This is a genomic window from Parabacteroides vesiculifaciens (assembly GCF_049860805.1).
GTDB lineage: Bacteria > Bacteroidota > Bacteroidia > Bacteroidales > Tannerellaceae > Parabacteroides.
This window is the reverse complement of the sequence record NZ_CP187555.1, coordinates 1,343,481-1,358,255: the sequence shown is the minus strand read 5'-3', so window position 1 is coordinate 1,358,255 and position 14,775 is coordinate 1,343,481. Positions and strand designations below refer to the sequence as shown.

Genomic DNA, 14,775 nt, shown 5'->3' with positions numbered 1-14,775 from the left:
ATTATTGCTCTTTCGAATTTACTAATAGGTCTTTCACATCAATATCTAATACTTTTGCTATCTCAAAAAGCGTTTCTATAGATGGCTGTGACTCATTTGTACACCATCGAGAGATAGTTGCTTCATTCTTCTTTAAGACTTCGGCAAGCCACTTTCCAGTACGCTTTTTTTCTACAAGTACAATTTTTAATCTATTTAATTCCATTGCATGATAAATTGATGTATATTGCAAATATATTGATTTAATTTATATTGCTTGATATGACTGGAGTATTTTTATTAAAAATAAATTATAGATTTCGTCTTTTTTTCTTTTCCCTCTTAAGTTTTAGCGGTTGCTCTTCATTGTGGGTAATAAGATCTAAACTTGATGTTGAAAAAGTGGTGAATATATCGGATATTTGGTTGTTCCCTTGATTGATAAATGGTATGTCAGGATTTTGCCTTTCTTGTTTTGTTGTATGAGTCTCAATATTGATAGCAAGCAAGTTTTCTATATCGACTGTTAATTTTCTTTTACTATATAGTGCTTTTTGTTCTTGGTGTTTAATCTGTTCACATATGGATCTATTTTTCATTGTGTTGTGGTAATGAAATGATTCGGATTGATGGCGATTGTAATTGAACAGTTTATCAAAGCCTTGTTCCGCTTGTTGGAACAGGTTCACACGGTCGAAGCCACCTTTTACTACTCCGTTCTTGGTGTTCTTGTGATTGGTAAGCGGAGATAGCTTTTTCTTATTGGCTTGGTCTTTCCGGCTGACAATCAAATGACAGTGCATATTCAGTTCGTTGTTGGAACGATTGCGGTCGAAATGGATTTTGCCGTAAAACTTTATATCCGCTTCGGATAGTTCTTTATTGAAGTTTTTGGCATATTCAGGAATAAACACCTCTCGGATATATCGCTTCATTGCTTCGGCTTGTTCCTGTTCCGTATTACCTATCACTCGGAGTTCTTTTTCCGATGGACTGACATGAATAGCATAAAACTTAGCATCCGTTTTTAGGAGTTGTCCGATGTTACTATCTATATCTTTTATAACCTTTGATTTATAGATGTTATCCTCTGTCAGATTGAAAAAGCCTTCGATATAAATACCCTTTCCCATCCGTTCTAAGTCTTCATGTTCGAGGTAATTAGCTAACTGACGGCAACTTCCAACATTATTATATGTTCCGTTTGATGGCGGGGCAAAGTCTATGTGCATAATCTTATGTATTTATCAGATTACTGATTTTAACTTTCAGGTTCTCTTTTCTTTTGCTATCCATCACACCACAAGCGGATAACTCCGAATAGAGTTGTATCAGGTGAAGTAACTTTTTACAATCCCGTTGGTGTATCTGATAAAGTGCATTAATCTGTTTGGACTGATTGTTTATAACATCTGCATGATTACCGAACTGCTCACTTAACTTTTTGAGTACGGCTGTTTGTCTCTCCTGACTGGCTTCCAATTGGGAGAGAACAAGAGTTTCCAAAGTTTTACCGATAGCATCGAAACGCAAAGCGATAGAATTTGTAGCTCGTATCATGGGATTTAGTTGTTCTTCCTCATAGTGACGGATGAAGCGAATAATATCATCCTGTCTCTTATTTATTTTCGCCAGTTCCGATCTTACGGATTCAGGGGCTTCGGATGGGTTGATATGTGCCTTATCTATATACCTGAACGCTAACTTTACAACTTCACTCTTTTTCAGTGAATAGCGTTTGCATATCTTTTCTACCAAAGCTGCTGTTTCCTTATCTATGGAAATGGTAGTGAATATTGTTTTCCGACTGCTGTTTGGCATGGCAATTACTTTTTTATAGAAATATGAATAGATAAATACCTGATAATAAGCATTACAAAGAAAATACTTATTACAGGTGTCATTACAGCGTGTTCTTGTAACACGCTAAAGCCGAAGGCTTTGCCCCGCAGGGCAAGAGGGAAGAACAGGACTTGTCCAGTTCCCTCTTGCTCGATTTAGTGAAATGGGCTGAACCGATAGGTGAAGCGGTTTCTACTAAATCGGGGTGGTTACACAAAGTGATAGCTTAAACACAAGCTTCTTTCCTCTGCTGCATTTTGCTGTCAGAGTTTGTTTTCTAATTGATTGGCTTTTTCAAACTGTTTATAAGTTTGATAATCGGCTCGTTCACGTACAAAAGCTCTAATATCGCTAGCCCGATAGTAGGTTTTATGCCCAATAGTAAAGTAGGGGAGCTTACCTTTTAGTCGATAGCGTTGTAAAGTTCTGAAAGACACTTTTAACAGAAATGCTAAATCCTGATTATCAAGTAATCGTTCATTTTCTTCTAATACCTGATCGGTATTGATAAGGGATTTTAAGTCTTGTCCTATCTCAGTGAGTTTCTTAGATAGCTTCTCCATCCATTTATCGAAGTTTTCGTTGTCTATATACATTTTGCTTCATTTTTTAGTTTAACATTATTGTTCTCAATCGATTGATGAAGCAAAATTCTGTAAAACAATGTAAGAGAAAAAGAGGAGTAGTTACCTACTCCCCGAAAAGATATTTGCAAATATCTGAGAATAAACAGTTTGCACAAATATCTTTTTTGATCTTTATCGGCTCTTACGTTTTCGATCCTCTTTAATGATAGCATTTCGTAAGGCATCCAATGTTTTGGTAAGGTTGTACGGCTTGCGGGTAAATACTTCACCTACCTTATCGTAAATACTTCCGAATTTTAGATTGAAAAGCTGCTCAAAGCCACGAGCTAAACGAACTTCTGGGACAGGTTTTCCATCTTCGCCAACGATTTGCCCCTGTAGAAACAGAGCTAATACGATTTCTGCAATGCCAATAATCCCCAAATCTTTTGACTTATGGATTACATATAGGTCGGACTTGAACGCTGTAGGAATAGATAACTTAAATTGTTCTGGATGGTTAATTTTTAAGTTGATTAATTGTAGCTCGGCATCAATTGTCGATAACGCTTTGTGGACATAGAGAATTTTAAGCGCATTTTTCCCCCTGCCCACATTGATATAACTCTTTTAGGGGTACTATCTCAATACGGGTGAGATTTAGCATCCGAAAGATATAGGAATAATCTTCTGAATTGCTAATAGCGACTATGTGCTTGACAAATTCTCCATAGGCATCTTGCATTTCTGTGTTAGTAACTTCTTGTGAAGTTTTAGACAATAGCTCAAAAAACTTAATTTTCAATAACTCATTCATAAGCATAATTTTTAGATAGTGAATAATATTAATTCGTATAATCATAAATTTAATATGCTTATTTAGGTACTATACTTTTTATATCTTCGGTATTAATAGTATCAATTTTAGGAGAAACTATATTTTTGCATTGTACCTATTATATAATAGGTAAATCAGTCCGCCAGAAAGAAAGATCGTTGGTAGAATAAACCAATAGTTATTACTTATTAGAAACTTGGCTACCCAAAAAGAAGGGATAAATGAAAATACATATTGGATACTATCTGTAATAACAAAAGGTATAATTAGTCCAACCATAACTAAAGCAGATACTTTTGCAAGTGCCATACCTTCCACTTTATTTCCCGCGTATGCCAAAATAATCATAGCAGCCACAACGCTTAGTATTGTAGCCAATATTGATATTATAAATGTAGTCCATAATGACATACCTGATACAGAACAAAAAGAAAGCAGCACAAAAGAAACAATAGCTGCAAATAAAACAGGAATAAGCAATCTTGATATAAGATACCCCTTCTTCCCAAGTGGAGTAATTGTGATATACCTGTTGATTTTCATATCTGTTTCATCTAATACCACTAAGGCCGAAGCGAAGCAAATCATGTAAGGACACATAATTGCAAGGAATAAATCCAATATCGGATAATATAGACTGAAATCCTTTAGCATCGGATAATGCTGTACAATTAAGGGGAAAACAAACCTATATATTGCCGCTAATATTAGCGGAATACATATTATTGCAGATAACATACCATCTGAGAATATGTTTCTGATAAACATTTTGAAAGAAATAATATTCTGATTCATAATTATATCGTCATCATTTTTTTTACTGACAGACAAGAAAAAATATACATCGCAATGCACCAAATGCTTATTGCCATTAGAGATATGACACTGATATTTCCAGACATAAGTTCTATCAGACTTATACTTGGATGTAATAGCATAACTCCCGATTTATAGCCCATTGTATAAACAGATATGGGAGCTACGGATATTATTAAAGTGGGAACCATAATCAGCATAAAGTTATTCATGGTTGAAATGAAAGCGGAAAGTGATATTCCAACCAGTGTGAATAATGCTGAACCTAACATAATTCCAACAGCAAGATGTATGTAAGAATGTTCCATGCCTGAGAACAATGCGATGAGAACTCCACTTAGCAAAGAAATTAGTCCAATGGAAATTACCTTTGACAAAATGTATGCGTGTATCGATATGGGCGAAACAGCTAATGCCTGCATTACTTTTTCGCTTTTCTCGAATAATATTATTGCTCCCATAAATATTAATCCGATCAGTACGGGATCTGAAAATATAAGGGTAGTTGTACATAGTTCTTTCCACGGCATAGGAAGAATGCGCAATACTGTAATATACACTAGTGTAAATAACGTATATAGGGCATAAAAACCATATTTGTATTGTTGCCGAATATCGCCTAGTATTAAACCTTTAAGTTTCATAGTAATTTCCTCCCTGTTATTTCTGAGAATATATTATCTAATGTTGGCTCATTGCTATGTATTGACAATAAGGCATTAGCTTGAATCAGAGATTCTAGTTTTTTATCTGTACTTATTTTGTCAAGTGCGAGTGTAGTATTTAATTCTTTTTGATTCTCCAAATATGAATATGTTACTTCATTATAACGCCTTGACATGATAAGATTATGAGGAGTGTCCATAGCTTTAATGTTGCCATCAACAATAAATGCTACACGATCACAAAGTTCGGTTGCATCGTGCATATTGTGAGTAGTCAGAATGATTGTCACTCCTTTATTTTTAAGCTCACGAATAATGTTTTTCATCACTTGGGAGTTTGAGGGGTCTAAACCTGATGTTGGCTCATCCAAAAATAGCACTTTCGGCTGATGAATGATTGACCGGGCAAAGTTTAATCTGGATTTCATTCCTTTAGAAAAACCTGCCACTTTCTTGTTGGCATGTTGTGACAGTCCGACCATTTCTAATAATTGTTCGGCAGGAATAAGCTTGCTGTCATATAAAGAGCCAAAGAATTTTAAGTTCTCCAATGCGGTGAATTTCTCATAAAAACTAGGAAATTCAAAATCGACACCAATACTCTCATAGAAATGGTCAGGCTTATTTCTAATTTCATTATTATTAATAGAAACACTCCCCTTATATTTAGGGAGCATACCTATTAATATCTTTTGAAGAGTGCTTTTTCCTGCTCCAGAAGGTCCTAAAAAGCCAAATATTTCTCCGCTTCTTACTTGAAAATTCATATTCTCAATAAATGGTAGTTGAGAATAACTAAACGATAAGTTTTTTACTGTAATCATAATTTTTAATTTTTATATTTTATGACTAAATTAGTCTATATGGTCATATTGTGAATTCAGAGCATCGCCATGTAGCATATTTGCACATAGTCAGTTGATATTATATAATCTTATTGTGTTGGATTAGTCTTTAAGTAGTTGCTTTACTATTCCCCTAACTATAAACTTGAAAACTTCATTGTAAATATCTGTTCCAATTGTTTTCTCGTTTAGAATAGTCAAGAATGCAGCTCTTAAAGCCCCTGCAAATACCTTTGTGTCAATTGATTTACTTTCTGGAATAAATTTCAGCACTTCGTTTGCCAGCATGACATCATCATCTACGTGTTGTGAAAGTACTTCTTGAGGGAGCTTTCTACTTAGATATTCCACGTCACTATTCACAAAGACAGATACAAAGTATGGCTTGTTGTTGATTAGCAAGTCAGATATAATATCTGTCAATGTATCAACCGTAATATTATCGGTATGCTTATTTATGGCATTAAGAAATTCTTTTTCCAATTTCTTATGATAGTCTATTATTGTATCAAAAAAAAGAAGTTCTTTTGATGTATAGAATAGATAAAATGCTCCTTTAGAAATATTAGCATATTTAACAAGCTCATCTACAGAAGTTTTACGTACCCCTTGTTGTTGGATAAATAGCAAAGCTCCTTCTTTGAGTTTATCCTTTATAAGCTTCCTTTCGTTGTCATCAAATGCTTTTGCCATACCGTGTGACTATTTTATTATTATTGGTCATTGCAAACATAAGCGTTATTTTTGAATTGACAAAGAAATATCAGTTTATTTTTCTTTGTTTCTATATGATCTGCCTAAATCAATGAGTATTCGGTCTATAAATCATTGTATTATGTTGCCACGATAAGTACATATTAAGTCATTAAGAACCTTACTTAGCCACTTTCGGACAGTTTTGAAAACGGCTCATGATTCTTCTTTTATTTGCCGATGAAAATAGGATCAACACGTTTTATAAACCATTTAAAATTGAAAGTATGGAAGTAGTAACTATTGAAAAGAGAACCTTTTCGTATGTCTGCGAACGGTTCACAGAGTTCGCCAAACGGATAGAGAGTTTGTGCAACACTCATACGCAGAAAGTCGAAAACTGGCTGGATAGTCAGGAAGTATGCCTGTTGTTAGGCTTTAGCAAGCGAACTTTGCAGTATTACAGAAGTAGTGGAAGATTGGCTTATTCCCAAATTGGTAGCAAGATTTATTATAAATCTGCTGATATTGAAAAAATTATTTCCAATAGTGAAATACGGAATCAATCAAATAAACAAATCGTGCCTTATGAAAAGAATTAAAGAAGATTACCCGTCCTTCAATCTATTTTCTATTGTCGGTACATGGGAAAGCATTAATTTGAATCCTACGGTTATCATTTATCGGAGCGACAAAGAGTATCTCCTTTCTATTATATATGTATCGGAAATTACCAAACAGGCTTCACCCGCTACTTATGAGATACAGCAAGATGGTAACCGGTATTTTATTGCCACTGCCTCCAAACGGCTCTATATAGATTATGATCCGGCAAAAGATGTACTTAACATTTCATCACTTGGTGACTATCTGCGCAACTAATTAGCTATATAGCAATTTTGAAATCAATATTTCAATAAAACAATCTTTCAATCATGGAACTAATAAATAAAGATACCCCACAAGTCAAAGAGTTTATTTCTTCACTCGATTCGATGCTGAACGGTATTGAATCTATTGTCAAGCATTACAAACCCCATCTGAACGGGGAACACTTTCTTTCTAACAATGAAGTTTCCAAGAAACTAAATGTCAGTCTGCGAACTCTGCAAGAGTGGCGAGATACAGGTCTAATTCCCTTTATCCAGATAAAAGGTAAAATCATCTATCGCCAAAGCGATATTGATAAACTGCTCCAAAAGCACTACTTTGAAAGCTGGAAAGAATAGCCAGCCAGCAGCTCCGAAAACTTACTATAAAAGAAAAGGATTGAGAAAATGAAATTCATTCTTCCCAATCCTTTTTCAATATTAGCTACTATCTTTATTATATAGCCAATTCCGACAGGCTGCTATTTACTTTTTGCATATCCTTGAAAATATTCTGATCCAATACCCTTGCATAGTGTTTTGTTACGCTTGTATCTGCATGACCTAACATCTTAGCAACATTCTCCATACTCACGCCATTTGCAAGGCAGATGCTTGTGGCATAGCTATGGCGCGCAACGTGAGTGCTAAGATTTTTATGAATTCCGCACACATCGGCAATTTCCTTCAAATAACTGTTCATGCGTTGATTACACAATACAGGCAAAAGTTTTCCGGTACACTCTGCCACATCCTTATATTTATCAAGTATGGAAGCTGCCACTGGTAACACAGGAATGTTACACATGATTTTTGTCTTTTGGCGGTTCTTCCTTATCCAAAGTTCCCCTTTGTTGTCTTTTACCAAGTGTTCGGGTGATAAATCTTTCACATCGCTGAACGCCAAGCCAGTAAAAATGCAAAAGACAAAAACGTCACGTACCTGTTCTACTCGTTTAATTGTGAACTCTTTAGCGAGAATGATTTTAATCTCGTCCATCGTCAGAAATTCGGGATCAGTTTCTTCCAGTTTGAAGCGGTAGTAAGCAAATGGATCTTTCTTTATCCAGTCGTTTTCCAGAGCAATGCGGATAATCTTCTTCAAATTCTTTAGTCGGGTGATAGCGGAGTTCTGCGCACAACCTTTTTCAATCTTCAAGAAAGCATCGAACTTAGAAATGAAGTTGGCTTCCAAGTTATTCAGGGCAATATCAGATAACTGATATTCTTTCTTAATGAATTCCTCCAAATATCGGGTAGTGGTTTCATACCGTTGAACGGTTTTACTAACAAAGTCTTTGCCGATCAGCTTACGACTTTGTTCGTTGTGTTCTCTGAATACTTGCAAAAGGGTTTTGCTTTCTTCATCCACACCATAATACAGTTTTCTCACAAGATCAACGGTGATAACCTTGTCGGAAGTTTCCAGTTCCCTATAAATTTGGTGTATGCGTGAGCGTGTGATTTCTAAGTAGTGGTTCAGTTCCACCGACATACGGTCTTTTCCTTTTGAATTCTCTTTTGCCTGATTCCATAGGTTTACGGGACAACTTCTTTTGATAGAAATATCTGCCATACAGCCGTTTACAGTGATTCTCATGCACACAGGTGCTTCTCCGTTCTTTAATAACTTGGCTTTTTTGATAAAGAACAAAACAGAAAATGATTTTCGAGCCATTTTTACATCGTTTTTTAAGTTACAAAACTATGTATTCTCTTCCAAAGTAAGTCTATGCAAAATACTATGAATCAGTGAGAAATATGCAAATTCGTGGGACTTTTTAGAACTAAATTTTAGTCCCACGATTTATCCACCGATAATATGCTTGAAACGGCTATTTTCTGCTACCTGCCAGAAAAAAGAAATCCCTGATAATATCTGATTATCAGGGATTTGCTTGATTTCTCTTTTGTTTTCAGTGATCCGCCTGGGGTTCGAACCCAGGACCCCATCCTTAAAAGGGATGTGCTCTACCTGCTGAGCTAGCGAATCATCCGGTGCATTACTTCTGTAATGCGGGTGCAAAGATATGTGATTAATTTTTATCATGCAAATATTGAGCGCATTTTATTTACTTTTCATTAAGAAAAATATTCATCCGACTGGATTATGACTGAGAATCAGTGTTCTTTAAAAAAAGCAACTCTTTACGGTTAATGGTTGTTTTCATCAATTACATAACCAAATTTATTTCACATGAACCCCAATAATAATCGAACAAAAGTGGTGAACGCATTTACTGTGTTTATAGTAATGCTGATACTTTATTTTATCGTGGGACTTTTCACCGTAATCAATCAACAGTTCCAAATACCACTACAAACAGCCATACTTTCCCGCGATAGCAATATTACAAATACATTAGTAACGATGCTGAATTTCTCATGGTTTATAGCCTATCCCCTATCTGAAGGATTCTGTATCTGGACGTTTGCCAGATCGGAAAAACGACAGCCCTGCAAAGACAAGTGATCGGAGGAACAAGTAATTCGATCTGATGGACGGGTGCTGGCGTTGGACATGGTTGTTAGTCATTGCCGGAGAAGTATATATATTGTATTATGGAATAAGTGGATATAAATTAAAAAATAAGGAACAGGGAGGATAAAAATACATGCTATTTTCATCCGACATATATAAACTTTGAAGATATTTATGTAAGTTTGTCCACGAACAATAATGATCATATAAATACATATATATTAAAACATGGCAGACGACAAGAAAATTATTTTCTCGATGGTAGGCGTGAGTAAAGTCTTTCCGCCTCAAAAACAAGTATTGAAAAATATTTACCTGTCCTTTTTCTATGGAGCGAAGATCGGGATCATCGGTTTGAACGGTTCCGGTAAATCTACATTGCTTAAAATTATTGCCGGTGTCGAAAAAGAATACCAGGGAGAAGTGGTTTTCTCACCCGGATATTCCGTTGGGTATCTGGAGCAGGATCCGAAACTGGAACCGGGTAAGACGGTAAAGGAAATCGTGCAGGAAGGTGTACAAGATATCGTGGACACCCTTAAGGAATATGAAGAAGTAAACGAAAAATTCGGTGATCCCGAAGTGCTCGAAGATCCGGACAAGATGGACGCACTAATCAACCGGCAGGCCGAATTGCAAGATAAGATAGATGCAACCGACGCATGGAACCTCGACAGCCGCTTGGAACGGGCGATGGATGCCCTGCGCTGTCCGCCTGAAGACCAGGTTGTCGATACGTTGTCGGGAGGCGAACGCCGTCGTGTGGCTCTCTGCCGTTTGTTGTTGCAACAGCCGGACGTCTTGTTGCTGGACGAACCGACCAACCACCTTGATGCCGAGTCGATCGACTGGTTGGAACAGCATTTGCAGCAATATGCGGGTACGGTTATCTGTATCACGCATGACCGTTACTTCCTCGACCACGTGGCCGGATGGATTCTGGAATTGGACCGTGGCGAAGGTATTCCCTGGAAAGGCAACTACTCTTCCTGGCTGGATCAAAAGACCAAACGTATGGCACAGGAAGAAAAGCAGGTTAGCAAACGCCGCAAGACATTGGAACGCGAGTTGGAATGGATCAATATGGCCCCGAAAGCCCGCCAGGCAAAAGGCAAGGCCCGTCTGAATTCGTACGAAGCTCTTTTGAATGAAGACCAGAAAGAACGGGAAGCCAAACTGGAAATCTTTATCCCGAACGGTCCTCGCCTGGGGAATAAGGTGATCGAAGCACAGCATGTGGCAAAGGCATTCGGTGACAAACTGCTGTTCGACGACCTGAACTTCATGTTGCCGCCAAACGGCATCGTCGGTGTGATCGGTCCGAACGGTGCGGGTAAGACTACGCTGTTCAAGATGATAATGGGAATGGAAAGCATAGACAAAGGCTCTTTCGAAGTAGGCGAAACAGTAAAGGTTGGTTATGCAGACCAGACACATAAAGATATCGATCCGAAAAAGACCGTTTATCAGGTCGTTTCCGGCGGACAGGAGTTTATCCGTGTAGGTGGCAAGGAAGTCAACTCCCGCGCATACCTTTCCAAATTCAATTTTGCGGGAGCCGACCAGGAAAAACTCTGCGGCGTGCTCTCCGGTGGTGAACGGAACCGTCTGCATCTGGCCCTCACGCTGAAAGCGGAAGCAAACGTGTTGCTACTCGACGAACCAACCAACGATATCGACGTGAACACACTCCGGGCACTCGAAGAAGGATTGGAAAACTTCGCCGGTTGTGCGGTTGTCGTTTCCCACGACCGTTGGTTCCTCGACCGTATCTGTACACATATCCTTTCATTCGAAGGGGATTCGAATGTCGTGTTCTACGAAGGTTCCTATTCGGAGTATGAAGAATACAAACGCAAGCAGTTAGGAGACATAGAACCGAAACGTGTCCGTTATCGTAAACTTATTGTTGATTAATCATATAAATAATTTTGTAAGACCATGAAAAAAAGAATGTTATCTATGGCAGTAGTAGCTGCCGCCTTTTTGTGTTTCGGAAGTGATGCGAGTGCACAGAAAACAACCAAGTTGTTCAACGGTAAAGATCTTTCGGGCTGGAACTTCGTTGTCGACAAGAATTCCGTTCCTGCCGAACAGGTATATTCCGTAAAAGACGGCGTCATCAATATCACCGGACAGCCATTCGGATATATGTACACGAAAGAGAAATACGGAGATTATAAACTGCATGTGGAATACCGCTGGCCAAACGGCAAGGAAAAAGCGAACAGCGGTATCTTCCTGCTGATCGAAGACCCGAAGAACCCGTTCCCGAACGGTATCGAATGTAACCTGATGCTTGACAATGCCGGCGATTTCGTCCTGCTTGGAGGTTCTGACTTGGCTGAATACCAAGGGAAGCCTGGTGAACCCCGCCCCTCTTTCCCGAAAATCCAAAAGGCGAATCAAGACAGCGAGAAGCCTGCCGGTGAATGGAACGAAGCCAATATCTTCGTAAAAGACGGCGTCATTACGGTTTACATCAACGGCGTTTACCAGAACACCGGGACGAACAAGGTAAAAGAGGGTTACATCGGCTTGCAGAGCGAGGGCAAGGAAGTACAGTTCCGCAACGTGACGATCACTCCGTGGTAAAAAGCGCGGATAAACTGTTCCCTCATTTTGTAAAACAGGTTTATCCGATAATCATTGGTCGATAAGAACTAATGTTTTATTTAGACACAAATCGTTAGTTCAAATTTGGCAATATTTGAACTGTCCCATTCCCGCGTTTGACGCAGGAACGGGACAGTTTATTATTTCCTCATTTAAACACTTTCACTAAATGCTTTTTGCAAAATCACTATCACTCTATCACACTTTCTTTTGTACACCTTGATAATCATATGATAAAAGGTGTGATAGATAGCGTTTTCATCTATCACACATCTATCACACAATCTTATTAAAGACGCTATCCTTTTCCACTAAGTATATTGCTTATTATCAACAAGCTAAATAGATAAATCTGTGTATACCCGGGTGTTCCCGATTGCCACATCCGGATGTTGGAACCAGCTACATGGGGGTGTAAAATGGGTAAAGATGGGGATGTAGACAAGTATTTCTACTTACTTATCGAACTTTTTACGCCAGTTTTTCTAGGGCAACCGCACCAAATTCATTTTTAAGCGATACGATCTTATGGACTACATAATATAAGGAATAATCCATCCCTGCTACAAGAAAACTTATCTACATAGGCATAAAAAACATCGGAGTGCCTATCAATTCTGTAATCAGTGCCAGTGATTATAAAATCAGTGCCAGCAATTATATAATCACAACCACTGATTATAAAATCACTGACACCGATTACAGAATTGGCAGGCACTTAAGAAAGAATTATTCGGGACAAAAACGGTTTTTTCTCTCCATGGAAATAAAGAATTGTTACTGCTGGATTTGGTGCGGTTGCCTCAATAAATATCGGGTGAGCCGCAAAACATATCGTTTCTTTGCTATCTTTGCAACATTCTCACGGATATTCCGGTTCTTTTTAAAATTATATCACTATGGATAATCGTTTCTTAGACCTTATAGAGAGAAGCATGAAGGAACATTGGGACCTTCCCGCTTTCTCCGATTACAACGGACATACTTTTCATTTCAAAGACGTTGCACGCAGAATAGAGAAGTTCCACATCCTTTTGGAACATGCCGGCATCAAGAAAGGTGACAAAGTGGCCATCGTCGGGCGCAACTCCTCCAACTGGGCGATCTGCTTCTTCGGAATATTGGCTTACGGGGCCGTTGCCGTGCCGATCCTGCATGAATTCAAACCCGATAACATCCATCATATCGTCAACCATTCAGGGGCGAAAGCCGTATTGGCAGGTTCCAGCAACTGGGAGAACATGAACGAAAAGATGATGCCGGATGTCAAGCTGTTCATGATGCTGGACAATTTCTCCATCATCGACTGCAAAAATAAAGAGGTACGCACCGTACGCGACCGCATCAATGAATATTTCGGCAAGAAATACCCCCGCTCCTTCACAGCCAACGATGTGAAATATCATGTCGAGGACCCTGAAGAACTGGCTGTCCTGAACTATACATCCGGCACGACCAGCTTTTCGAAAGGGGTTATGATCCCCTACCGCAGCCTGTGGAGCAACACGCAGTTCGCATACGACCGGTTGCCGTTCATCCATCCGGGAGACAACATCGTTTGTATGCTGCCGATGGCGCACATGTACGGGTTGGCTTTCGAAGTGCTGAACTCCGTCAACAAAGGCTGCCACGTTCATTTCCTGACACGCACGCCAAGCCCGAAAATCATTGCAGAGGCATTTGCCACGGTTCGCCCGGCGCTGATCCTTGCCGTGCCGCTCATCATCGAGAAGATCATCAAGAACAAGGTTTTCCCCGAACTGGATAAACCGTTGATCAAGCTGCTGCTGAAAGTGCCCTACGTCGACCAGAAGATACGCGAGAAGATCGCCCAGAAGCTGGAAGCCTCTTTCGGGGGGAACTTCGGCGAGATTGTGATCGGGGGTGCAGCTATCAACAAAGAGGTGGAGACGTTCCTCAAATCCATCAACTTCCGCTATACGGTTGGCTACGGGATGACGGAGTGCGGGCCGCTGGTTTCCTACGAACAGTGGGACACGTTCAAACAGGGTTCGGTAGGCCGTGTCGTCGACCGCATGGAGGTTCGGATCGATTCGAACGATCCGGAGAACGAAGTAGGTGAAATCTTAGTTCGCGGCATGAATGTGATGCTGGGCTACTACAAGAACCCGGAGGCTACGAAGGCGGTGATGCTGCCCGACGGCTGGTTGCGGACAGGCGACTTGGGGACACTCGACAAAGACGGCTTCCTCTACATCCGTGGCCGCAGCAAAAGCATGATCCTCAGTTCCAACGGGCAAAACATTTACCCGGAAGAAATTGAAGACCGGCTGAATAATATGTTGTACGTGGCTGAGTCGTTGATCATTTCACAAGGAGGCAAACTGGTCGCCCTGATCTATCCGGACTGGGAACAGGTGGACAAAGCCGGCATCCAACATTCCGAAATCGAAGGGCTGATGCAACAGAATATCGACCAGCTGAATGCAGAGATGCCAGCCTATAGCAAGGTATCTTGCCTCAAACTTTACCAGGAAGAGTTCGAAAAGACACCGAAACGGAGCATTAAACGGTATTTATATCAGCCCGCAGAGGAAAATTAA

At 39.4% G+C, this 14,775-nt stretch carries 17 protein-coding genes and 1 tRNA gene; 6 read left to right on the top strand and 12 right to left on the bottom strand.

The genetic code is table 11. From position 1 onward, the window contains the following. Position 1: 1 nt before the first annotated feature. The 10 genes from ACPYIV_RS05445 to ACPYIV_RS05400 form a co-directional block, all read right to left on the bottom strand. On the bottom strand, positions 2-205 hold the full coding sequence (locus tag ACPYIV_RS05445) for a helix-turn-helix transcriptional regulator (RefSeq protein ID WP_036632779.1): 204 nt from the start codon (positions 203-205) through the stop codon (positions 2-4). Between the two features lie 85 nt (positions 206-290). Next, entirely contained in the window at positions 291-1,211 is a 921-nt protein-coding gene (locus ACPYIV_RS05440; protein ID WP_425886037.1) for a DUF5712 family protein, read from the bottom strand. 4 nt (positions 1,212-1,215) lie between these two features. Beyond that, positions 1,216-1,800, bottom strand: a complete 585-nt coding sequence (locus ACPYIV_RS05435; RefSeq protein WP_425886035.1) for a BfmA/BtgA family mobilization protein — start codon at positions 1,798-1,800, stop codon at positions 1,216-1,218. A gap of 284 nt (positions 1,801-2,084) precedes the next feature. After that, positions 2,085-2,417, bottom strand: a complete 333-nt coding sequence (locus tag ACPYIV_RS05430) for a helix-turn-helix domain-containing protein (RefSeq protein ID WP_022011056.1) — start codon at positions 2,415-2,417, stop codon at positions 2,085-2,087. A gap of 162 nt (positions 2,418-2,579) precedes the next feature. After that, positions 2,580-3,002, bottom strand: a complete 423-nt coding sequence (locus ACPYIV_RS05425; RefSeq protein ID WP_425886032.1) for a hypothetical protein — start codon at positions 3,000-3,002, stop codon at positions 2,580-2,582. Further along, positions 2,977-3,210, bottom strand: a complete 234-nt coding sequence (locus ACPYIV_RS05420) for a hypothetical protein (protein ID WP_425886500.1) — start codon at positions 3,208-3,210, stop codon at positions 2,977-2,979. Before ACPYIV_RS05420 ends, ACPYIV_RS05425 begins: the two co-directional genes overlap by 26 nt. Before the next feature lie 111 nt (positions 3,211-3,321). Then, a complete protein-coding gene (locus ACPYIV_RS05415; RefSeq protein WP_238023638.1) occupies positions 3,322-3,963 on the bottom strand; it encodes a hypothetical protein in 642 nt (213 codons plus the stop codon). A gap of 59 nt (positions 3,964-4,022) precedes the next feature. Beyond that, positions 4,023-4,685: an ABC transporter gene (locus tag ACPYIV_RS05410; protein ID WP_425886030.1), complete on the bottom strand. Its 663-nt coding sequence runs from the start codon at positions 4,683-4,685 to the stop codon at positions 4,023-4,025. Further along, the gene (locus ACPYIV_RS05405; protein WP_425886028.1) at positions 4,682-5,530 is read right to left on the bottom strand and encodes an ABC transporter ATP-binding protein; all 849 of its coding nucleotides are present in this window, start codon (positions 5,528-5,530) and stop codon (positions 4,682-4,684) included. The genes ACPYIV_RS05410 and ACPYIV_RS05405 overlap by 4 nt, the downstream gene beginning before the upstream one ends. 123 nt (positions 5,531-5,653) lie before the next feature. Continuing rightward, positions 5,654-6,244 carry a TetR/AcrR family transcriptional regulator gene (locus ACPYIV_RS05400; protein WP_008766657.1) on the bottom strand — a complete coding sequence of 197 codons (591 nt, stop codon included), beginning with the start codon at positions 6,242-6,244 and terminating at the stop codon, positions 5,654-5,656. A gap of 287 nt (positions 6,245-6,531) precedes the next feature. On the opposite strand from ACPYIV_RS05400, the gene ACPYIV_RS05395 reads away from it, so the two are divergent. The 3 genes from ACPYIV_RS05395 to ACPYIV_RS05385 are packed head-to-tail and all read left to right on the top strand — an operon-like array spanning position 6,532 to position 7,473. Then, positions 6,532-6,846, top strand: a complete 315-nt coding sequence (locus ACPYIV_RS05395; protein WP_425886025.1) for a helix-turn-helix domain-containing protein — start codon at positions 6,532-6,534, stop codon at positions 6,844-6,846. Further along, on the top strand, positions 6,833-7,126 hold the full coding sequence (locus ACPYIV_RS05390) for a DUF3876 domain-containing protein (protein ID WP_425886023.1): 294 nt from the start codon (positions 6,833-6,835) through the stop codon (positions 7,124-7,126). The genes ACPYIV_RS05395 and ACPYIV_RS05390 overlap by 14 nt, the downstream gene beginning before the upstream one ends. Positions 7,127-7,179: 53 nt before the next feature. Further along, a complete protein-coding gene (locus tag ACPYIV_RS05385; RefSeq protein WP_196036272.1) occupies positions 7,180-7,473 on the top strand; it encodes a helix-turn-helix domain-containing protein in 294 nt (97 codons plus the stop codon). Between the two features lie 97 nt (positions 7,474-7,570). On the opposite strand, the gene ACPYIV_RS05380 is transcribed toward ACPYIV_RS05385, so the two are convergent. Both ACPYIV_RS05380 and ACPYIV_RS05375 read right to left on the bottom strand, forming a co-directional pair. Then, positions 7,571-8,791, bottom strand: coding sequence for a site-specific integrase (locus ACPYIV_RS05380; RefSeq protein WP_425886020.1), 1,221 nt, complete (start codon positions 8,789-8,791; stop codon positions 7,571-7,573). Between the two features lie 242 nt (positions 8,792-9,033). Then, positions 9,034-9,106: transfer RNA gene (locus tag ACPYIV_RS05375), tRNA-Lys, on the bottom strand. A gap of 717 nt (positions 9,107-9,823) precedes the next feature. Here ACPYIV_RS05375 and ettA point away from each other — a divergent pair. From ettA to ACPYIV_RS05360, 3 genes are all read left to right on the top strand, one after another. Continuing rightward, positions 9,824-11,512: an energy-dependent translational throttle protein EttA gene (gene ettA / locus ACPYIV_RS05370; protein ID WP_293734951.1), complete on the top strand. Its 1,689-nt coding sequence runs from the start codon at positions 9,824-9,826 to the stop codon at positions 11,510-11,512. Positions 11,513-11,536: 24 nt separating this feature from the next. Beyond that, positions 11,537-12,190, top strand: coding sequence for a 3-keto-disaccharide hydrolase (locus tag ACPYIV_RS05365; RefSeq protein ID WP_293734952.1), 654 nt, complete (start codon positions 11,537-11,539; stop codon positions 12,188-12,190). 920 nt (positions 12,191-13,110) lie between these two features. Continuing rightward, the gene (locus ACPYIV_RS05360) at positions 13,111-14,775 is read left to right on the top strand and encodes an AMP-binding protein (protein ID WP_293734219.1); all 1,665 of its coding nucleotides are present in this window, start codon (positions 13,111-13,113) and stop codon (positions 14,773-14,775) included.